This is a genomic window from Hydrogenophaga sp. GW823-FHT04C09, from assembly GCF_058796355.1.
Genome location: NZ_JBXAIO010000003.1, coordinates 537,132 through 555,300, shown reverse-complemented (window position 1 = coordinate 555,300; position 18,169 = coordinate 537,132). Strand labels below are relative to the sequence as shown.

Sequence of the window (18,169 nt, the reverse complement as noted above, 5' to 3'; positions counted from 1 at the left end):
TGCTCTTGAAGCTGCGCTCGCGCTCAGTCCGCCTTCAGCTTCACCGCCTGAAACACCCGCTGCAGCCGCTGCGCTTCGGCGTTGTAGAAGGTCTGCGCCTGTTTCAGCGGCATGGCGCGCGTGAGCGCCACGCCGCCGGCTTCGCGGGTGTACACGCCGAATTCCGGCCCTTGCAGTGCGGTGTCGATGGCTTTGTGCACGGCGGCCACCACGTCGGTGGGTGTCTGGCGCGGCAGGAAGACGCCGGTCCACACGGTGTAGACGAAGTCTTTCAGGCTGGCGTCGACTTCGCTCAGGCGCGGCAGGCCGGCCACGGTCTTGTCGGCGGTGTGGGCCAGGGCGCGCAGGGTGCCGGCTTCGATCAGTTTGGCGGTGCTGCCGGCCATGGGCAGAAAGGCCACGTCCACCTGGCCGCCAATGAGGTCGTTCACGGCCGGTGCCAGGCCCTTGTAGGGCACGTGCATGAGCTGCTGCGTGCCGGTGAGCATCTTGAAGTGCTCGCCCATGAGGTGGTAGAGCGTGCCGCTGCCGGGCGTGGCGTAGGTCAGGGCTTTGTTGGACGGGTTCTTGAGGTAGTCCACCAGGGCCTGCGCCGAGTTGATCTGCAGGCTGGGCCGCACGACGAGCGCGATGTTGGTGTACGAGAGTTGCGAGACGAGCACGAGGTCGTCGGGCTTGTAGCGCACGCTGGGCATGGTGAGGGGCGGCAGGATGGGCTCGGCCACGGTGGTGAGCAGCATGGTGTGGCCGTCGGCCGGCGCGGCCAGCACCTTGCCCACGCCCATGGCGCCGCCGACGCCGGCGAAGTTTTCCACGATGACGGTTTCGCCCAGGGCTTTCTGCATCAGCGGTTGCATGACGCGCGCGACCATGTCGGCCGGGCCGCCGGCGGGGAAGGGCACGACGACGGAGATGCGGCGCGCGGGGAAGGCCCCCTGCGCATGGGCCAGTGGGGCGACGAGGGTGCCGAAGGCGGGTGCCAGGGCTGCGGCCAGCAGGGAGCGGCGAGCGATCTTCTTCATGGTGTCTTGTCTCCGGTGTGATGGGGTGGTCAGGCGGCGGCCTTGGCGGGCGGCGTCGCGGGGCGGTGCTGTTTGCTCTGGTCGATGCGGTAGAGGCGCGTGGCGTTGCCGCCGAGGATGAGTTCGAGCGCGTGGTCGGGGATCTCGGGCATGTCGAGAGCGCGCGCGTGTTCGTTGATGTTCTGCACGGTCTTGTGGAAGGTCCACATGAAGGGATTCTCCGAGCCGTAGAGCAGGCGTTCCCAGGGGTTGACGCAGCCGAAGTCGTGGATGAGCTGGTAGACGGTGCGCGGATGGTAGAAGCCCAGCGCGCTGAGGTCGGCGTGGAAGTTGGGGTTGCGCGCGACCACGCCCATGGCTTCGGCGGCGTAGGGGTAGCCCAGGTGGCAGATGACCACTTTCATCTTGGGGAAGCGCTGGCCCACTTCGTCGAGCAGCCAGGGCTGCTGCAGCTTCATGTCGGCGCCGCAGACGGGCGTGAAGCCCATGTGGAAATGCACCGGCACGCCGAGCGCGGAGGCGGCTTCGTACAGGGGTTCGCAGGCCTTGTCGCGCGGGTCGAAGTGCGCGTAGGTGGGGTAGAGCTTGATGCCGCGGAAGTCGTGCTCGCGCACGCAGCGCTCGAGTTCGTCGGCGGCGCCCCAGGGGTCGATGATGGGGTCGGCGCTGCAGATGCCGATGAGCCGGCCCTTGGAGGCCTTGACCTGCTGGGCCACGAATTCGTTGGGCACGTTGTAAGGGCGCTGCTCGGGCGGGAGCACGCGGTTCCAGTTGCCGGCGAGCACGCAGCACACGTCGATGCCGACTTCGTCCATCACGTGGACGAGCATCTCGCCGTCGCGGCGCTCGGACTTCACCTCGGTGCTGTGGTACCGGAAGCCGCGATCGCTCCAGTTCTTGCGCAGCTCGCTGTAGATGTGCTGCGAAACGTGAACACCCGGCTGGCCCAGGTGGATGTGGTTGTCGACGACGAACATGCGGTCTCCTGATTGATGTTGGACCGAAGTGTAGTCATCGAATAGTTTGATGTCAAACTAATAGACAGAGAATGATCGAGTGGCTGCGTGCTATCCTGCCGGCTGCCCATGGCCGATTGCACCCCTCCTTCTTCTCCCGCGCTCGACGCTTACGTCGGGTACCACCTTCGAAAAGCGCACAACCAGGCGCTGCGCCGCCTGGACCTCGCGCTGGGCAAGCTGCAGCTGACGACGGCCATGTATGGCGTGCTGGAGCTGTTGAGTTGCAATGTGGAGTTGCCGCAGGGCCAGCTGGCGCGCGGCGTGGGGCTGACGAACCCGTCGATGGTGCCGCTGGCGGACAAGCTGGCCGAGCGCGGCCTGATCGACCGCACGCGCCAGGAGCACGACCGGCGCACGGTGTACCTGAAGCTCACGCCCGAGGGGCGCAAGTGCTGGAGCCGCGCCGCGCGCATCGTGCGCGAGCACGAGGCGGCGCTGCGCGCCGCGCTCTCCGATGCCGAGACCGCCGAACTGATCCGGCTCTTGGGCAAGATCACCGGGGACTGAACCCCGGGCCTGCCCCGGGGCGTTCAGGCCAGTTCGGCCTCGATCGGGTTGCGCAGCACGCCCAGCGCATCCACTTCCACTTCCACCACATCGCCCGGCCGCATGTAGAGCGGCGGCTGGCGCTTGAAGCCGACGCCGCCCGGGGTGCCGGTGACGATGACGTCGCCCGCTTCGAGTTCGGTGAAGCAGCTGATGTGCGCGATGAGCGAGGGGATGCTGTGGATGAGCAGGTCGGTGGTGGTGCGCTGCACTTCTTCGCCGTTGAGGCGGGTGACCAGGGTCATGACCTGGTCGGGGCGGATCTCGTCGGCCGTGACCATCCAGGGGCCGAAGGCGCCGGTGCGTGCGAAGTTCTTGCCGGCGGTCCATTGCGAGGTGGCGGTCTGCCAGTCGCGGATGCTGGCGTCGTTGTAGCAGGCGTAGCCGGCCACGTGCGCCCAGGCCGCGCTCTCGGCGATGCGGCGCCCCGGCTTGCCGATGATGACGGCGATCTCGCCTTCGAAGTCGAGCGCGGGCGATTCGGGCGGGATGAGCAGGGCCTGGCCGTGCCCGGCCTGCGAGTTGGCCACGCGCAGGAACAGCGTGGGCGCTTGCTGCTGCGTGACTTGCCGGCCGGTCTCGCGCACGTGGTCGGCGTAGTTGAGGCCCACGCAGACGATCTTGGCCGGCCGGCCGATCACGGGCAGAAACTCGACGGCGTCGAGCGGGATGCGCTCGGTGGCGGCGCGTGCGAGGGTGGCGGCCTTGTCAAGCAGGCCTTGCGCGATCGCGCTCTGGAGGTCGGGCGCGAGCGCGCCCAGGGCGGGGCGCAGGTCCACGAGGTGCTGGTCGTCGATGACGGCGCCGTAGGTGGCGGTGCCCTGGTGCAGGAAGCTGGCGAATTTCAAGAGAGGCCTTTGGGGTCGGGGTTCAGTTCAGGGGGATGCCGGCGGCGTCGATGGCGCGTTTCCAGTAGGTGAATTCGGCTTTCCAGAAGGTGTCCATGGCCTGGGCGCCCATGGGGTCGGGCACGGCGCCGAGTTCGGTGAGCGTGCGCACCACCTCGGGCCGCGCGCAGGCTTCCAGCGTGGCTTTTTCGAGCTGGGCGACGATGTCGCGCGGCGTGCCCGCGCGCGTGAAGACGCCGAACCAGCTGGCGTTGGAGAAACCCTTGACGCCCGCTTCAGCGAAGGTGGGCACGTCGGGCAGGGCGGGCGAGCGCTGGTCGGTGGAGACGCCCAGGGCGCGCACCTGGCCGGAGCGGATGGGGCCGATGACGCCGGTGATGTTGTCGAGCACCGCGACGATGCTGCCGCCCATGAGGTCCTGGATGGCGGCGGCCGCGCCCTTGTAGGGCACGTGTTCCATGGCGAAGTCGCCGTCGCGCTTGAGCAGTTCGCCGGTGAGGTGCATCACGCTGCCGGTGCCGCCCGTGCCGTAGCTGGCGCGCTGGGGGTTGGCGCGCGCCCAGGCGGCGAACTCCTTGAAGGTGCGCACCGGAATGTCCTTGTTGATGATGAGCACGTTGGGCAGTTTTGCCACCATGGCCACGGGCTGGAAGGCGCCGATGGGGTCGTAGGTGAGCGTCTTGGCCTGGGTGATGGGCGTGAGCACGGCCGAGGTGACGATGTTGGAGAGCAGGGTGTAGCCGTCGGGTGCGGCGCGGGCCACGTCGGCCGCGCCGATGGCACCGGCCGCGCCGCCCTTGTTGTCCACCACCACGGTGCCCTTGAGCACTTCGCCGAGGTGCTTGGCGACCAGGCGGGCCACGATGTCGGTGGAGCCGCCGGCGGGGTAGGGCACCACCATGCGGATGGGGCGCTCGGGGTAGCCGGCGGCGCGGGCCAGGCCACTGCCCATCAGGGCGGCCAGGGCCGTGCCGCCGGCAACAACGTGGCGGCGGGTGAGGCCATGCGGGTGGTGTGCGTTCATGGAGCTTCTCCTGTGGGGCGGTGGGGGTGGTGAGGGGTGTTCAGCGAAGCGACTGGCGCAGGTGGCGGATGCCATCGCCCTGGCGGCCGATCCAGGTGTCGTCGAGCGCGCGGGCGCGGCGGATCAGTTCCTCGAACACGCCTATGCCGCTGAGGCGGCCGAACACGTGGCCGTGGATGGAAGGGTTCAGACGCACCGCGCCGGGCTCGTGGCGCTGCACGAAGTCGAGCCAGTCGTCGAACAGCTCCAGCATCTGGCGCGGTGCGTTGCCGTAGCGGATGGCGTGCGGCGTGTCGTTCATCTCCATGCCGCCGGGAAAAGCCGCGATCTCGCGGTCGCCGAAACGCACGAGGTAGGGCAGGTCGTCGTTCATGGTGTCGCCGTGCCATTCGTAGCCTTCTTCGGCGAGCAGGCGCGCGGTGCGCACGCTGGGCGAGGCGCGCGGGCTGATCCAGCCCACGGGGCGCACGCCGCAGGCCTGTTCCAGCAGCTCGGTGGTGCGGCGGATGTTGGCGCGTTCGGCGGCTTCGTCGAGGTAGGCCGGGATCACGTCCATGCCCCAGGAGTGCGCCACGATTTCGTGGCCGGCATCGGCGATGCGGCGCAGCGTTTCAGGGTAGCGCTCGGCCAGCACGCCGCAGACCAGCATGCTGGTCTGGATCTGCTGGCGCTCCAGCACGTCGAGGATGCGGTGGATGCCGCGCCGGATGCCGTACTCGACCCAGCCGAGCGCGTTCAGGTCGGGCGTGCCGGGCTTGAGCGGGTTGCCCATGGGGCCGAAGCCCGGCCACTGGTCATCGGACCAGCCTTCCAGCGCAACGCGAAAGAAGATGCCGAGGCGTTGGCCGCCGGGCCAGCGGAAATCGGCGGGGGGCAGGGTTTCGATGGCACCGGCGTGCACGTCGAGTTTCTGGGGCATTGGGGGCTCCGGGTTCCAACCGCAAGGCGCCAGTGCCTTGCCTGAATGGTCCCGAGCTTACGGAGTCGACTGTGCAACCACAAACGACTTCTTTTGCACGCAGTGTTGATCTGCGCGCAACGCTGACGCACCGCTTCAGAGCGCGGCGCGCCCCACTTCGGTGAGGTGCTTGAGGAAGGCCGCCGAGGCCACGGGCAGCTTGCGCTCGGAGAGCACGCAGACGTCGATGCCGCCCTGGCAGAGCAGCGCGTCGTCCAGCGGCACGCCCACCAGCTGCTCCATGGCCAGCTCGTTGCGGATGGACATGTGCGAGAGCAGGGTGATGCCGCCGCCGTTGCGCGCGAAGCCGCGCAGCACCGCGAGCGAGTTGGCTTCCAGCGCGGGCGTGATGTGGACCTTGGACATGTGGCTCTGCAAGTCGATCAGGCGGCGCACGCCGAAGCTGTTGTCGGGCAGCGCCAGGCGCTGCCCGGCGATCTGCGAGAGCGTGAGGCTCTTGCGCCGCGCCAGTGCATGGCTGGGCGCCATCACGGCGAGCAGGGGCGCGTGCAGGTGCAGGGCCGAGTGCATCTCGGCCTTGGGCTGCAGGTTGAAGACCAGGCCGATGTCGGCCTCGCCGCTGGCGATGCCGTTCTCCACCGCGCCGGTGCCGGTGATGCGCAGCGAGAAAGTGATGTTGGGGTAGGCGTCCTGGAACTGGGCGATGGCGGGGGCCAGGAAGTCCGAGGCGTAGCCCTCCACCGAGAGCAGCGAGACGTGGCCGCGGTGCAGGTTCTGCAGCGCGTCGAGCTCGGAGCGCATGCGCTCGATGCCGTTGAGCGCGTCGCGCACGTGGTTCAGGTAGACCTTGCCGGCGGCGGTGAGCACCATGCCGCGCGCGCGCCGCTCGAACAGGGTGACGCCCAGGTCTTCCTCCAGCTTCTGCAGCTCGCGGCTGAGCGCGGAGGGCGTGACGAAGAGCCGCTCGGCGGCGGCGCGGATGGAGCCGCTTTGCGCCACTTCGAGGTAGCGCAGCAGGGAGGTCTGCAGGATCATGCGGCGATTCTAGGATGTGTGTTGCGAAAATGGCAACTCATTGTTCAAAACAAATCGTTTGTTGCGACGCCAAACGGCAGGCACATTTGCGTTTCCAACGTTTTTCCGCACACAGGAGTTCCCATGACCAAACAAGTGATCTACAGCCCCAAGGTGACCCGCACGAAGGCGCCTCACGCCCACGCCGTGCGCACCGGCAACCTCGTGTTCGTCTCCGGTTGCCCGGCCTACCACGGCGAGATGCAGCTGGCCAAGGGCGACTTCACCGCGCAGATGCGCCAGTGCATGACCAACCTGCAGAACATCCTGGAAGAGGCCGGCTCGTCGCTGGCGCAGGTGGTGAAGGTCAATGTGTTCCTGGACCGCCGCGCCGACTTCGACGAGATGAACGAGATCTACCGCGAGTTCTTCGGCAACGACCCGCAGACCTGGCCGGCGCGCACCACCGTCGAGGCCCGCCTGCCGCGCAAGGATTTCCTGCTGGAAATCGAGTGCGTCGCCGAAGTGGAGTGAGACCCATGGGCAAGATCGAATCACGCCTGGCCGAGCTGGGCATCGTGCTGCCCGATGCGCCCATCATCAAGGCCAACCCGGCGCTGGTGCCCGGCGTCGCGGTGGGCAACCTGTTCTTCTGCCAGGGTGCCCTGGGGCACCACAACGGCGAGTTCCCCTACCTGGGCAAGGTGGGCGACAAGGTCTCGGTGGACGAGGCCTACCAGTCGGCCCGGCTGTGCGCGATCAACCACCTGGCCCAGGCCAAGGCCGTGCTCGGCGATCTGGACCGGATCGTGCGTGTGGTGCAGCTGCTGATCTACGTCAACGGCGCGCCCGGCTTCGAGCGCGCGCCCTACGTCTCCAACGGCGCGTCGGACCTGTTCGTGGAGGTGCTGGGCGCCGAGCGCGCGGCGATGGCGCGCGCCAGCCTGAGCGTGCCCGACCTGATCTACACGGCGCCGGTCGAGACGATCTGCACCTTCGAAATCCAACCCTGACCCTTCACCCCCTCACCCCGCGCAAAGGACCACCACCATGCAAAGACGTCATCTCATCCAAGCCCTGGGCCTCGGCAGCCTCACGTCGGCATGGCCGGCCTTTGCCGAGGCTTTTCCCTCCCGCCCCATCACGCTGGTGAGCCCCTGGGCGGCCGGCGGCACGAACGACCTGCTGTGCCGCCTGCTGGCGCGCGAGGCCGGTGGCGTGCTGGGCCAGCCCATGGTGGTGGACAACAAGCCGGGCGCCAGCGGCGTCGTGGGCACCACAGCCGTGGCCCGCTCCAAGCCGGACGGCTACACGCTCACGCTGGGCAGCACGCCCGGTTACGCCACCGCGCCCGCGCTGTACCCGAACCTGCCCTACGACCCGCTCAAGGACTTCACGCCCATCATCGGCGTGGCGACCGTGCCCAACGTGCTGGTGGTGCCGCCCTCGCTGCCGGTGAACTCGGTGCAGGAACTCATCGCCTACATCAAGGCGCGGCCGGGCCAGGTGGCCTACGCCTCGGTGGGCAATGGCTCGACGCAGCACCTCTGCGCCAAGCTGTTCGAGCGCATGACCGGCACCGAGATGATCCACGTGCCGTACAAAGGCACGGCGCCGGCGATGCAGGACCTGCTGGCCGGCCGCGTCACGCTGGCGTTCGAGAACATGCCGCCGCTGCTGCCGCAGATCCGCAGCGGTGCCCTGAAGGCGCTGGCGGTCACCTCGTCGCAGCGCGTGGCGCAACTGCCCGACACGCCGACCCTGGCGGCCTCGGGCTTGGCCGATTTCGGCGCGTCCGTGTGGTACGCGGTCTTCGCCCCGGCCGGTGTGCCCGCGCCGATCGTGACGCAACTGCAGAACGCGTTCACGCACGCGCTGCGCCAGCCGTCGGTGACGACGCAGCTCGCGCAACTCGGCCTGACCACGCTGGCCTCGGACGCGGCGGCCACCAAGGCCTTCGTGCAGGCCGATGCCACCAAGTGGGGTGGCATCATCCGCTCGGCCGGCATCACGGCGGATTGAAGACTCAGCAGCATCAGCATCAGGAGCGGACCTCATGAATGACAAGGAACAGGCCGGCGGTCGCCTGGCGGGGCGCACCGCGCTGGTCACCGGCGCGGGCAAGGGGCTGGGCCGCGCGATCGCGCTGGGCTTTGCCGGCGCGGGGGCCGACGTGGTGCTGATGGCGCGCACGCGCGCCGACCTGGAGGCCGTGGCCCGCGAGGTCGAGGCGCTGGGCCGCCAAGCCCTGGTGGCCGTGGCCGACGCCACCGATTCGCGCCAGGTCGATGCGGTGGTGGAGCAGGCGGTGGCGCGCTTCGGCCGCATCGATGTGCTGGCCCACGCGGCCGGCGGCAGCCTGCGCAAGCCCAGCGTGGACGTGACCGACGAGGAGTGGGACGGCGTCATTTCGGCCAACCTCTCGTCCACCTTCAAGGTTTGCCGTGCCGTGGGCCGGCACATGCTGGCACAGGGCGGCGGCTCCATCATCAACCTCTCGTCCACCGCCGGCATGCGCGGCCGGGCCGGCAACGCGCCGTACTCGGCGGCCAAGGCGGCGGTCATCAACCTCTCGCGCGCGCTGGCGATGGAGTGGGCGCCGAAAGGGGTTCGCGTCAACGTGCTCGCGCCGGGGCGTTTCCTCACGCCGCTGACCGAGGCCGAGATGTCGGTGCCCGAGAAGTACGCGGCCTTCGTGCGCCAGGTGCCGCTGGGCCGCATCGGCCGGCCCGAGGAAATCCAGGACATCGCCGTGTGGCTGGCCTCGGACGCCTCGGCCTACGTGACCGGCAGCACCATCACGCTGGACGGCGGGCAGACGCTCGCCTGACCCCCGGCTTTTCCTTTTCGAATCCCGCGCCCCGGCGACCTGGCCGGGGCGGGAGCCTTCCTGTCGCTTCACCATGCCCTCCGCCCTCTCGAACATCCTCGCGCTCAAGGACTTCGCGCCGCTCGCGCAGCGCCGCCTGCCCCGGCCCATCCACGGTTATGTGGCGGGCGCGGCGGAGGACAACGTCTCGCTGCGCCGCAACCAGGACGCGATGAACGCCCATGGCTTCGTGCCGCGCGTGCTGGTGGACGTGTCGCGCCGCACGCAGCAGCAGCCGCTGTTCGGCACCACTTACGCGAGCCCCTTCGGCATCGCACCCATGGGCCTGGCCGCGCTTTCGGCCTACCGCGGCGACATCGCGCTGGCCCAGGCCGCGCGCGAGGCCGGCATTCCCGCGATCCTGAGCGGTTCGTCGCTCACGCCGCTGGAGGACGTGGCCCAGGCCGCGCCGGGCACCTGGTTCCAGGCCTACCTGCCGGGCGACGAGGCGCGCATCCTCGCGTTGCTGCAGCGCGTGCGCCACGCGGGCTACGAGACGCTGGTGGTCACGGTGGACATTCCCGTGAGCGCCAACCGCGAGAACAACGTGCGCAACGGTTTCTCCACGCCGCTGCGGCCCAGCCTGCGGCTGGCGTGGGAAGGGGTGTCACACCCGCGCTGGCTGCTCGGCACCTTCGCGAAGACGCTGTGGCGCCACGGCATGCCGCATTTCGAGAACTCGTTCGCCGAGCGCGGCGCCCCCATTCTGTCGAGCAATGTGCTGCGCGACTTCTCGCACCGCGACCACCTGGACTGGTCGTTCGTCGAGCGCATCCGCGCCTTCTGGCCCGGCCCACTGGTGATCAAGGGCATCCTCAGCGTGGCCGATGCGGTGAAGGCCAAGGCGCTCGGGGCCGACGGCATCGTGGTCTCCAACCACGGCGGGCGCCAGCTCGACGGCGCGGTGGCGCCCATGCAGGTGCTGGCGCGCATCGTGGACGGCGTGGGCGGCATGCCGGTGATGGTGGACGGAGGCTTCCACCGGGGCTCGGACGTGCTCAAGGCGCTCGCGCTTGGGGCGCGCTTCGTCTTCGTGGGTCGGCCGTTCAACCACGCGCTGGCGGTGGCGGGCCAGCGCGGCGTGGCGCACGCCATCGAACTGTTGCGCGCCGAGATCGACCGCAACATGGCCATGCTGGGCGTCACCGGCTGCGGGCAGCTCGACCGCGATCTGCTGCTGCCCACGCCGCCCTGAACGCGCTCACTTCGTCGAGGCAGGGCGCTGGTCCACCGAGACCTTGAGGTCCTGCGCGGCCTGCAGCTGCTCGCGCAGGGCCGGCAGGTGTTTGGAGGCGAAGGCCTTGACCTCCGGGTCGCGCGATTCGAGCGCGGTTTTTTCGTACAGGGGAATCGCGCTCTTGTACGCCTCCACACCCATCTGGTTGAGGTAGCGGCGGTCGAAGGTTTCGTCGCCCAGGCCGGCGATGATCATCTCCTTGCCTTTCTGCAGCATCGAGGGTTCGGTGGGCAGCTCCTGCTGCTTGGCGGCGGCGAGCGTGCGCAGCTCTTCGCCGACTTTGCTGTGTTCGTCGACCATGCGCTGCGCGAAGTCGCGCACCTTGGGGTTGCGCGCCTTGGTCAGGGCCAGGCGGCCGGCCGAGACCTCGGCGTGGCCGTTTTCGGCGGCCTGCTGCAGAAAGCTCTTGTCGATGGGCGCGAGGCCTTGCGCGAAGGCCGTGGTGCTCCACAGCAGGGCGGTGGTGAACGCCAGGGCGGTCAGGGGGCTTGCTCGGTGGTTCATGCGGGGGCTCCTTGAATCCGTTGGGGAGCCCGTCCACCGGCAAGTGGCATGCCCGTGCGGGCGCTGGCGGGGAGCGGGAGCGCCGTTTGCCCCTGGGAACGACCATGAGCCGCACCATTCGATTGCCACCATCCCCCCCGCCGCCGTCCGACGGCAGGAAGGCCGATGCCAGCGAGCTGCTGGCCTCGGTGGCGGGCGAGGAAGACCCGGGCGCGGCGCTGGACGCGCCGGTGCCGCCGCCGCGCGCCCCGCTCAGCGGGCCTGCTGCCGGCGGCTCACCAGGCGGGCCGCCGCCAGGTCCCAGCCGCCCCAGCCGCAGTTCTTGAAGAACACCGGGCCGCGCACCGGCCGGGGCGATGCGAGCCAGTCGGCCAGGGTGGGCACGGCGGTGACATCGATGCCGGCCTGCAGCAGGTCGCCGGCCTCGTGGTCGGCGTCGCGCGTGTCCACCACCAGCGTGCCGCGCGCGGCGAGGTCGCGGCAGACCTCGGGCGCCCACTCCACCATCTGTGGCGTGTAGGCGCCCACCGCGCTCACGAAGGCGTCGTCGCGCGGCGTGCCGCGCAGCGCCACCTGCCGGGCCGGCGTGGTGCTCACCACCAGCGGGCACTCGGCCAGCGCGGCGACGGCATCGTCCACGCGGCGCGCGTCCAGGCCCAGCGTGCGCGCGTGGGCCACCAGCGCGTCGGCGCTGGCCGGATTGCGCGAGGCAATGCGCACCTCGCGCACGCCCAGGCCGGCGGCAAAGGCTTCCAGGTGCGCGCGGCCCTGCACGCCCGCGCCGACGATGAGCAGCGGGCCGTCGCGGCGGGGCGCGAGCAGGCGCGCGCCCAGCAGCGACACGGCGGCGGTGCGGCGCGAGGTCACGGTGGGGCCGTCGAGCAGGGCGGTGCGCTGGCCGGTGGCGACATCGAACACCACGATGTCGCCCTGGATGCTGGGCAGGCCGCGCGCGGCGTTGTCCGGGATCAGGGTGATGAGTTTGGTGATGGCCACGCGCGCGTCGACGGCGGGCATCGCGAACAGGGTGCCGCCACCGGGCAGGGCCTGCACGATGCGCGCGGGGACCGCCACCGTGGGGTCGCTCAGCAGCGCCTCGATCTCGTCGGCCAGCTCGGGGTAGGGCAGCGCGGCGGCGGTGGCGCTGGGGTTCAGGGAGGACGTCATGCCCCACATCATCGGGTATCCGACGTCCCCCGGTTCAGATCACCCGCACGCGCAGTTCGCCCAGGCCATCGAAGCGCCCGCTCATCACGTCGCCGCGCCGCACCTCGCCCACGCCCTCGGGCGTGCCCGAGAAGATCAGGTCGCCGGGCTGAAGCTCGAACAGGCGCGAGAGCGTCGCGATGGTCTCGTCGACGTTCCAGATCAGTTGCGAGAGGTCGGCCCGCTGGCGCGTTTCGCCGTTGACGTGCAGCGAGAGCGCGCCGGTGTCGAGGTAGCCGGTGTCCTGCACCGCGTGGATGGGGCCCATGGGCGCCGAGGCGTCGAAGGCCTTGCCGGTCTCCCACGGCTGGCCGGCCTTGGCGGCGGCGCGCTGCAGGTCGCGGCGCGTCATGTCCAGGCCGATGGCGTAGCCGAAGATGTGGCGGCGCGCCTGGTCCTGCGGGATGTCGCGCCCGCCCTCGCCGATGGCGACCACGAGTTCGATCTCATGGTGGCAGTTGCTGGTTTCGCCGGGGTAGGGGAAGCGGCCTTCCTCGCCGTCGGCGACCTCGACCACCGCGTCCGCCGGCTTGCAGAAGAAGATCGGTGGCGAGCGGTCGGGGTCGTGGCCCATTTCGCGCACATGGGCTTCGTAGTTGCGGCCGACGCAGTACACGCGGCGCACCGGAAAGCGCTCGGCGCGCCCCTGGATGGCCACCGAGGTGGCGGGTGCGGGTTCGAAGGCGTATCGGGTCATCGGTTGTTCACTCCACCACGATGTTGCGTTCGCGCACGAGGGCGCCCCATTTCTCGCGGTCGGCCGCGACGACCTTGCGCATCTCGTCGGGCGTGCTCGTGGTGATGGCCGCGCCCCGGCCCACCATGGCCTTGCTCACCTCGTCGGAGCGGATGGCCTTGATGAGCTCTTCGTTCAGGCGTTTCTCGGTGGCGGGGGGCAGGCCGGCGGGCGCGATGAAGCCGAACCAGATGTTGTCCTCGAAACCCGGGATGGTCTTGCCGATGGGCGGGATGTCGGGCGCCTGCGAGGAACTGCTGGTGCTGGTCACGCCCAGGGCGCGCAGCTTGCCGGACTGGATCATGGGCAGGGCCACGGGCAGGTTCTCGAAAGCCATCTGGATGTTGCCGGCCACGAGGTCCTGCATGGCGGGCGCGCTGCCCTTGTAGGGGATGTGCATGATCTGCAGCTGCGCCGAGCGCGAGAGCAGCTCGCCGTTGAGGTGCGCGCTCGAACCGGTGCCCATGGAGCCATACGACACCTTGTTGCCCGCCCCCTTGAGGTAGGTGATCAGTTCCTGCATGTTCTGCGCCGGCACCGAGGGGTTGACCACCAGCACGTTGGGCAGGGTGATGGCCAGGGTGAGCGGCGTGATGTCGCGCAGGGTGTCGACGTTCATGTTCTTGTACAGCGCGGGGTTCACCGTCATCACGCTGGCGGGCACCATGCCGATGACCGAGCCGTCGGGCTTGGCGCGCGCGATGCCCTGCAGGCCCAGCACGCCGTTGGCGCCGGGCCGGTTCTCGACGATCACGGGCACGCCCATGTTCTGTCCCATCACCTTGCCGGTGAGGCGGGCCAGCGTGTCCGACAGGCCGCCCGGGGGGTAGGGCACGATGATGGTGATGGGGTCGGCGGCCTGCGCCGTGCAGGTGAGGGCCGCGGCGGCCAGCGCGACGAAGTGCCGGCGGGACAAGGGCAGTTTCATGGTGTTGTCTCCTGTGGTGTCGTGGGTCGGTGAGAGGTCAGGCGGCGGCGAGCGCGGTGGCCACCGTGTGCTGGTACAGCTCGCGCTCCGAGATCTGCAGGCTGCGCTCCCAGGGCCAGCGCTGCATCGGGGGCTGGGGCGTGCGGTCCACCGCCTGCCCGCCAAGGTAGATGGCCGAGAGCTTGCTGCGGTCCTGCAGGATGCGGATGTCGGCCAGGGGATCGCCGTCGACCACCAGCAGGTCGGCGAACTTGCCGGTCTGCAGCGTGCCGGTGTTTTCGCCGTCCACGGTGATGGACGCGTTGCGCGTGCCGCAGGTGATCGCCTCCAGCGGGCTCATGCCCAGCAGGGTCACGAACAGCTCGAGCTCGCGCGCATGCCATTCGCCGTACGGCGTGACGGCAAAGCCGCTGTCCGTGCCGCACATCATGGTCACGCCGTTGCGGTGCGCGTAGGTGAGGTTGGTGACGGCCTTTTCGAGGTCGCGCTTGAAGCGGTCGATGCGCGCCTGCGAGCAGCCGGCGATGTGGCCCCAGTCGGCCACGTTGGCGGTGAAGGTGAGGGCCGGACAGCAGGGGATGCCGCTCTCGGCCAGGCGGTCGGCCTGCTGCGGGTTCATGAAGTCGGCGTGCATGATCCAGTCGATGCCGGCGTCCACGCAGTCCATCACCGATTGCCCGCTGCGGGCGTGGGCGGTCACGCGGCGGCCCAGGCGATGGGCCTCCTGCACGATCACCTTGAGCTCGGCGGCGTTGAACGCCGGCACGCTGCCACCCCCTGGCGTGAGGATGGACGACTCGCCGCTGGCCGCGATCTTGATGAAGTCCACGCCGTTCTTCACCTGGTCGCGCACCTCGTTGACCATCTGGCTTTCGCCTTCGGTGAGGGCGCCCACGCCGGAGCGCGGCGTGCCCACCCACGAGGGGAAGTAGTCGGTCAGCGCCGCGTGTGTGCTGAGGTAGCGCGCGGCGGCCGAGATGCGCGGCCCGGGGAACAGACCCGCCTTGATCGCGTTGCGCACCGCGACCGCCACGAACCAGCTGCCGCCGGGATCGCTGAACGAGGTGACGCCCGATTGCAGCACCGTGCGCGCGTGGTACACGCCACGGATCGCGCGGTACTCGGCCGAGGCGAACAGGTCCTGCTCCTCGATGCCGCGCGCCACGCCGTAGCTGATGTGGCAGTGCGCGTCGACCAGGCCGGGCATCACGGTCTTGCCGGCCGCGTTCTCGACCACCTCGGCGTCGGGGGGCAGCGGGGCGCCCGGGCCTTCGCCGGCTTCGATGTGGACGATGCGCCCGCCCTCCATCGCCAGCCAGTGCAGCGGGCGCGGCGGGGCGCCGGTGCCGTCGATCAGGGTGCCGCCCACCAGGCAGTGCCGCGCCACCATCAGCTCCAGCGCACGCCGTCGCGTGGGGTCTGGCCCGCGCGCTCGGCGAGGAAGTCGACCAGCACGGCGTTGAAGTCGTCCGCGCGTTCGTAGTAGGCGGTGTGCGCGGCGTCGGCCAGCAGGGCCAGGCGGCTGTGGGGCAGCAGGGCCCGCACCTTCTCGCCCACGGCCGGGGGCACGGTCTTGTCCTGCTCTCCCCAGACCAGCAGCACGGGGAATGGGGCGCGCGCGAGCTGCTCGCCCACGACTTCCTTGTCCAGGTCGGTGGCGATGTACTGGCCGAGCGTGGCGAACGATTCGAGCGCGCCGGGCGAGTTGTTGATGCGCCATTCCTCTTCGAGCATCTCGGGCGTGACGAGCGCCGGGTCGAAGATCACGCGCTGCATCTTGGTGGCCACGCCGTCGCGGGTCTGGTTGTTGGCGCCGGCCTGGATGCGGCCGCGCGCCTCGTCGCCGATGGGCACCAGGCCCATGCTGCCCACCAGGGCGATGGCGCGCACGCGCTCGGGCTGTTCGCAGGCGTAGGACGCGACCACGTGCCCGCCGAGCGAGGTGCCCACGATGACGGGTTTCGCCGCGCCGATGGCGTCGATGAACCCGGCCAGGAAGGCGCGGTACGCCGGCACGGAGCACGCGACGCCCGGCCCCTTGGAGGCAAACCCATGGCCGGGCAGGTCCATGGCGTACACGTGGAAACCGGCGGCGGCGAGCGCGTCGACATTGCGGACCCAGCGGTCGGCGCGGCCGCCGGTGCCGTGCACGAGCACCACGACCTGGTCGCCGCTGCCGGCCTCGAGAACGCGGGTGGTGACGGCCCCCACGGCCATCGGATAGCTGATCATTCAAAACTCCTTTTATTCATAGGATGAATTACATATTCATTCCATGAGCGCCATTCTGTCGCGGGTGTCGGCGCCCGTGATTAGGGCATGTACGGAAGTTGAATGAATAGCCACCGGCGCGCTGCCGGGGCCGGGCGGATCACTCGCGCTCGAGCCGCTCGATCACCGGGCGCAGCTGCTGCGCGGCCTGCATCAGGGCCTGCCCGGCCTCGGCGCGCACCGAGAGGTCGGCGAACACCGGGGTGGCCGAGGTGCAGATCAGCACGAAGGGCGTGGTGCTGGCCGGCGAGGAGAGCGGGATGGACACGGTGGTCAGGCCGGGGAAGAACACGTCGACGTTGGTGACGTAGCCCTGCCTGGGGTATTCCGCGATGGCGGCGAGCGCCTGCTTCTCCACGCGGCGGTGCAGCGCGGGGTCGGCCTTGCGGCATTCCTGCATCACCTGCTTGCGCAGCTCCGGCTGCAGGCCGGCGAGGTAGCCCCAGCCGGTGCCCGAGCTGATGATGGGCACCTGCGAACCGGCGCGCACGTTGAGCTTGAGGAAGGCCTGCGGCGACTCCGTGCGCTGCACGTAGAGCATCGAGGTGCCTTCGCGCGTGGAGAGGCTGGCCGCGGCGTTGAAGCGCGCGGCGATTTCCTCCAGCATGGGGCGCGCGAGTTCGGCCAGTTCGAGCGTGTCGAGCGCGGAGTAGCCCAGGGTGAGGATGGCCAGGCCGGGCCGGAAGCGGGCGCCTTCCTGGTCGGCCGTGAGGTAGCCGCCGTGCTCCAGCGTCTTGCACAGGCGCCACACGGTGGGCTGCGGCAGGCCGGTCATGCGCGCGATCTCGCTGCTGCCCAGGCGTTCGCGCCCGTGGTCGAAGCAGCGCAGCACCGCCAGCCCGCGCAGCAGCGCGGTCACCAGGGGTTGCCCCGGCTTCTTGTCGCTCATCGCGTCATTTCATGCGGTAGCGGTACACCCCGTCCGCACCGGTTTCGCGCACGGCCTCGTCGCGCGCGAGCAGGTGGTTGAGGTGGGCCACGCCTTCGCCGGTGGCCATGCCCAGCAGTTCGCCGTTGCTGTCGATGGCGCGCGCGAACAGCGCGCCGAACACGTCCACCGTGCGCTTGGGTGATTCGCCCAGGCTGCGGCGCAGGCGCTGCAGGCCGCGCTCGTGGCCTTGCGCCAGGCGGTCCAGCCGCGCGTGCAGGCCGCGGAAGGGCTCGCCGTGCGCGGGCAGCACCAGCAGTTCGTCGCCCAGCGTGCGGCGCAGGTGCTCGATGCTGGCGATCCAGTCGCCCAGCGGGTCGGCATCGGGTTCGGTGGGGAACACGCTCACGTTGGACGAGATGCGGGGCAGCACCTGGTCGCCCGAGACCAGCACGCCGAGGTCGTCGCTGACCAGGCAGGCGTGCTCGGGCGAGTGGCCGCGGCCGACGATGACGCGCCAGCCGTGCGCGCCGATGCGCACGGTTTCGCCATCGCTCAGGCGGCGGAAGCTGTCGGGCAGCGTGTGCATGTACTTGCTGTAGCCGCCGAAGCGGGTGCGGTAGATGTCCAGCGCCTCTTCGTTCCAGCCCATCTGGCGGTAGAAGTCGATGGCGTCCTGCGGCGCTTCGCGCCCGGTGTCGGCCACCAGCGTGCGGCAGGTGAGGTACTCGAGCCGGGTCATCCACAGCCGGCACTGGAACTTGCGCGTGAGCCAGCCCGCCATGCCGACGTGGTCCGGGTGCATGTGGGTGCAGAACACGCGCGTGATGCGCGCGCCCTGCGGCGTGGCGGCCAGCGGGCCTTCGGGCGCGGTCAGCTGGCGCCAGGCGGCCAGCGCTTCGGGCGTCTTGGTGCCGGTGTCGATGACGGCCCAGCCCGTGCCCTGTTCGTCCTCGTCGGCCACGGCCCAGAGGTTGATGTGGTTGAGGGCGAACGGCAGCGGCATGCGCAGCCACAGCACACCGGGCGCGACCTCGCGCACCTGGCCGGGCGCGGGCGGCTCACCACACGGGTATTGCAGGGCGTAGGGGGTGTCGGGGGCGGTGGCCGGATCGTCCGGGCGGCCGTCGGAGGTGGGGGCTTCGGGCATCGGGGGAT

The 18,169-nt window shown here is 70.0% G+C and carries 20 protein-coding genes; 6 read left to right on the top strand and 14 right to left on the bottom strand.

Features of this window, described 5'->3' with window-relative positions; all coding sequences use genetic code 11:
* Nucleotides 1–23: 23 nt before the first annotated feature.
* Nucleotides 24–1,022, bottom strand: coding sequence for a Bug family tripartite tricarboxylate transporter substrate binding protein (locus tag AC1Q9M_RS11740; RefSeq protein ID WP_492433877.1), 999 nt, complete (start codon nt 1,020–1,022; stop codon nt 24–26).
* Nucleotides 1,023–1,051: 29 nt separating this feature from the next.
* Complete coding sequence (locus tag AC1Q9M_RS11735; protein WP_291115798.1) at nt 1,052–1,999, bottom strand: amidohydrolase family protein; 948 nt, start codon at nt 1,997–1,999, stop codon at nt 1,052–1,054.
* A 108-nt stretch (nt 2,000–2,107) separates the two neighbouring features.
* Between AC1Q9M_RS11735 and AC1Q9M_RS11730 the strand changes: the two genes are divergently transcribed.
* Nucleotides 2,108–2,548, top strand: a complete 441-nt coding sequence (locus AC1Q9M_RS11730; protein WP_382320874.1) for a MarR family winged helix-turn-helix transcriptional regulator — start codon at nt 2,108–2,110, stop codon at nt 2,546–2,548.
* A gap of 23 nt (nt 2,549–2,571) precedes the next feature.
* Here the strand turns inward: AC1Q9M_RS11730 and AC1Q9M_RS11725 are convergent, their stop codons facing one another.
* The 4 genes from AC1Q9M_RS11725 to AC1Q9M_RS11710 all read right to left on the bottom strand — a co-directional run bounded on the left by AC1Q9M_RS11725 (nt 2,572) and on the right by AC1Q9M_RS11710 (nt 6,413).
* A complete protein-coding gene (locus AC1Q9M_RS11725; protein ID WP_382156394.1) occupies nt 2,572–3,435 on the bottom strand; it encodes a fumarylacetoacetate hydrolase family protein in 864 nt (287 codons plus the stop codon).
* Between the two features lie 22 nt (nt 3,436–3,457).
* The gene (locus AC1Q9M_RS11720) at nt 3,458–4,459 is read right to left on the bottom strand and encodes a Bug family tripartite tricarboxylate transporter substrate binding protein (RefSeq protein WP_382156396.1); all 1,002 of its coding nucleotides are present in this window, start codon (nt 4,457–4,459) and stop codon (nt 3,458–3,460) included.
* Between the two features lie 40 nt (nt 4,460–4,499).
* On the bottom strand, nt 4,500–5,378 hold the full coding sequence (locus AC1Q9M_RS11715) for a polysaccharide deacetylase family protein (RefSeq protein ID WP_492433874.1): 879 nt from the start codon (nt 5,376–5,378) through the stop codon (nt 4,500–4,502).
* Between the two features lie 135 nt (nt 5,379–5,513).
* A complete protein-coding gene (locus AC1Q9M_RS11710; RefSeq protein ID WP_382156400.1) occupies nt 5,514–6,413 on the bottom strand; it encodes a LysR family transcriptional regulator in 900 nt (299 codons plus the stop codon).
* A 123-nt stretch (nt 6,414–6,536) separates the two neighbouring features.
* Between AC1Q9M_RS11710 and AC1Q9M_RS11705 the strand changes: the two genes are divergently transcribed.
* The 5 genes from AC1Q9M_RS11705 to AC1Q9M_RS11685 all read left to right on the top strand — a co-directional run bounded on the left by AC1Q9M_RS11705 (nt 6,537) and on the right by AC1Q9M_RS11685 (nt 10,456).
* Complete coding sequence (locus AC1Q9M_RS11705) at nt 6,537–6,926, top strand: RidA family protein (protein ID WP_291115815.1); 390 nt, start codon at nt 6,537–6,539, stop codon at nt 6,924–6,926.
* A 5-nt stretch (nt 6,927–6,931) separates the two neighbouring features.
* Complete coding sequence (locus AC1Q9M_RS11700; protein ID WP_382156402.1) at nt 6,932–7,405, top strand: RidA family protein; 474 nt, start codon at nt 6,932–6,934, stop codon at nt 7,403–7,405.
* Between the two features lie 37 nt (nt 7,406–7,442).
* Nucleotides 7,443–8,414 (top strand): Bug family tripartite tricarboxylate transporter substrate binding protein, encoded by a 972-nt coding sequence (locus tag AC1Q9M_RS11695; protein ID WP_382320867.1) that lies wholly within the window; start codon nt 7,443–7,445, stop codon nt 8,412–8,414.
* Nucleotides 8,415–8,448: 34 nt separating this feature from the next.
* On the top strand, nt 8,449–9,222 hold the full coding sequence (locus AC1Q9M_RS11690) for an SDR family NAD(P)-dependent oxidoreductase (RefSeq protein ID WP_492433871.1): 774 nt from the start codon (nt 8,449–8,451) through the stop codon (nt 9,220–9,222).
* Between the two features lie 73 nt (nt 9,223–9,295).
* On the top strand, nt 9,296–10,456 hold the full coding sequence (locus AC1Q9M_RS11685) for an alpha-hydroxy acid oxidase (RefSeq protein ID WP_492433869.1): 1,161 nt from the start codon (nt 9,296–9,298) through the stop codon (nt 10,454–10,456).
* A 6-nt stretch (nt 10,457–10,462) separates the two neighbouring features.
* Here the strand turns inward: AC1Q9M_RS11685 and AC1Q9M_RS11680 are convergent, their stop codons facing one another.
* From AC1Q9M_RS11680 to AC1Q9M_RS11645, 8 genes are all read right to left on the bottom strand, one after another.
* A complete protein-coding gene (locus AC1Q9M_RS11680) occupies nt 10,463–11,002 on the bottom strand; it encodes a DUF4142 domain-containing protein (RefSeq protein ID WP_382320862.1) in 540 nt (179 codons plus the stop codon).
* Nucleotides 11,003–11,254: 252 nt separating this feature from the next.
* Entirely contained in the window at nt 11,255–12,169 is a 915-nt protein-coding gene (locus AC1Q9M_RS11675) for a delta(1)-pyrroline-2-carboxylate reductase family protein (protein WP_492433867.1), read from the bottom strand.
* A 34-nt stretch (nt 12,170–12,203) separates the two neighbouring features.
* Nucleotides 12,204–12,905 carry a fumarylacetoacetate hydrolase family protein gene (locus tag AC1Q9M_RS11670; RefSeq protein ID WP_382156415.1) on the bottom strand — a complete coding sequence of 234 codons (702 nt, stop codon included), beginning with the start codon at nt 12,903–12,905 and terminating at the stop codon, nt 12,204–12,206.
* Nucleotides 12,906–12,912: 7 nt separating this feature from the next.
* A complete protein-coding gene (locus tag AC1Q9M_RS11665; protein ID WP_492433865.1) occupies nt 12,913–13,872 on the bottom strand; it encodes a Bug family tripartite tricarboxylate transporter substrate binding protein in 960 nt (319 codons plus the stop codon).
* A 37-nt stretch (nt 13,873–13,909) separates the two neighbouring features.
* A complete protein-coding gene (locus AC1Q9M_RS11660; RefSeq protein ID WP_492433863.1) occupies nt 13,910–15,262 on the bottom strand; it encodes a metal-dependent hydrolase family protein in 1,353 nt (450 codons plus the stop codon).
* Nucleotides 15,262–16,104 carry an alpha/beta fold hydrolase gene (locus AC1Q9M_RS11655; RefSeq protein WP_444686992.1) on the bottom strand — a complete coding sequence of 281 codons (843 nt, stop codon included), beginning with the start codon at nt 16,102–16,104 and terminating at the stop codon, nt 15,262–15,264. The genes AC1Q9M_RS11660 and AC1Q9M_RS11655 overlap by 1 nt, the downstream gene beginning before the upstream one ends.
* 139 nt (nt 16,105–16,243) lie before the next feature.
* On the bottom strand, nt 16,244–17,032 hold the full coding sequence (locus tag AC1Q9M_RS11650) for an IclR family transcriptional regulator (RefSeq protein WP_444686991.1): 789 nt from the start codon (nt 17,030–17,032) through the stop codon (nt 16,244–16,246).
* 4 nt (nt 17,033–17,036) lie between these two features.
* Nucleotides 17,037–18,161 carry an MBL fold metallo-hydrolase gene (locus AC1Q9M_RS11645; RefSeq protein ID WP_444686990.1) on the bottom strand — a complete coding sequence of 375 codons (1,125 nt, stop codon included), beginning with the start codon at nt 18,159–18,161 and terminating at the stop codon, nt 17,037–17,039.
* Nucleotides 18,162–18,169: the final 8 nt, after the last annotated feature.

Bases quoted from the DNA above. Each gene is read 5' to 3' on its own strand.
- AC1Q9M_RS11740 (WP_492433877.1), bottom strand. From the start codon at position 1,022: ATGAAGAAGATCGCTCGCCGCTCCCTGCTGGCCGCAGCCCTGGCACCC.
- AC1Q9M_RS11735 (WP_291115798.1), bottom strand. From the start codon at position 1,999: ATGTTCGTCGTCGACAACCACATCCACCTGGGCCAGCCGGGTGTTCAC.
- AC1Q9M_RS11730 (WP_382320874.1), top strand. From the start codon at position 2,108: ATGGCCGATTGCACCCCTCCTTCTTCTCCCGCGCTCGACGCTTACGTC.
- AC1Q9M_RS11720 (WP_382156396.1), bottom strand. From the start codon at position 4,459: ATGAACGCACACCACCCGCATGGCCTCACCCGCCGCCACGTTGTTGCC.
- AC1Q9M_RS11715 (WP_492433874.1), bottom strand. From the start codon at position 5,378: ATGCCCCAGAAACTCGACGTGCACGCCGGTGCCATCGAAACCCTGCCC.
- AC1Q9M_RS11710 (WP_382156400.1), bottom strand. From the start codon at position 6,413: ATGATCCTGCAGACCTCCCTGCTGCGCTACCTCGAAGTGGCGCAAAGC.
- AC1Q9M_RS11705 (WP_291115815.1), top strand. From the start codon at position 6,537: ATGACCAAACAAGTGATCTACAGCCCCAAGGTGACCCGCACGAAGGCG.
- AC1Q9M_RS11700 (WP_382156402.1), top strand. From the start codon at position 6,932: ATGGGCAAGATCGAATCACGCCTGGCCGAGCTGGGCATCGTGCTGCCC.
- AC1Q9M_RS11695 (WP_382320867.1), top strand. From the start codon at position 7,443: ATGCAAAGACGTCATCTCATCCAAGCCCTGGGCCTCGGCAGCCTCACG.
- AC1Q9M_RS11690 (WP_492433871.1), top strand. From the start codon at position 8,449: ATGAATGACAAGGAACAGGCCGGCGGTCGCCTGGCGGGGCGCACCGCG.
- AC1Q9M_RS11685 (WP_492433869.1), top strand. From the start codon at position 9,296: ATGCCCTCCGCCCTCTCGAACATCCTCGCGCTCAAGGACTTCGCGCCG.
- AC1Q9M_RS11680 (WP_382320862.1), bottom strand. From the start codon at position 11,002: ATGAACCACCGAGCAAGCCCCCTGACCGCCCTGGCGTTCACCACCGCC.
- AC1Q9M_RS11675 (WP_492433867.1), bottom strand. From the start codon at position 12,169: ATGACGTCCTCCCTGAACCCCAGCGCCACCGCCGCCGCGCTGCCCTAC.
- AC1Q9M_RS11670 (WP_382156415.1), bottom strand. From the start codon at position 12,905: ATGACCCGATACGCCTTCGAACCCGCACCCGCCACCTCGGTGGCCATC.
- AC1Q9M_RS11665 (WP_492433865.1), bottom strand. From the start codon at position 13,872: ATGAAACTGCCCTTGTCCCGCCGGCACTTCGTCGCGCTGGCCGCCGCG.
- AC1Q9M_RS11660 (WP_492433863.1), bottom strand. From the start codon at position 15,262: ATGGTGGCGCGGCACTGCCTGGTGGGCGGCACCCTGATCGACGGCACC.
- AC1Q9M_RS11655 (WP_444686992.1), bottom strand. From the start codon at position 16,104: ATGATCAGCTATCCGATGGCCGTGGGGGCCGTCACCACCCGCGTTCTC.
- AC1Q9M_RS11650 (WP_444686991.1), bottom strand. From the start codon at position 17,032: ATGAGCGACAAGAAGCCGGGGCAACCCCTGGTGACCGCGCTGCTGCGC.
- AC1Q9M_RS11645 (WP_444686990.1), bottom strand. From the start codon at position 18,161: ATGCCCGAAGCCCCCACCTCCGACGGCCGCCCGGACGATCCGGCCACC.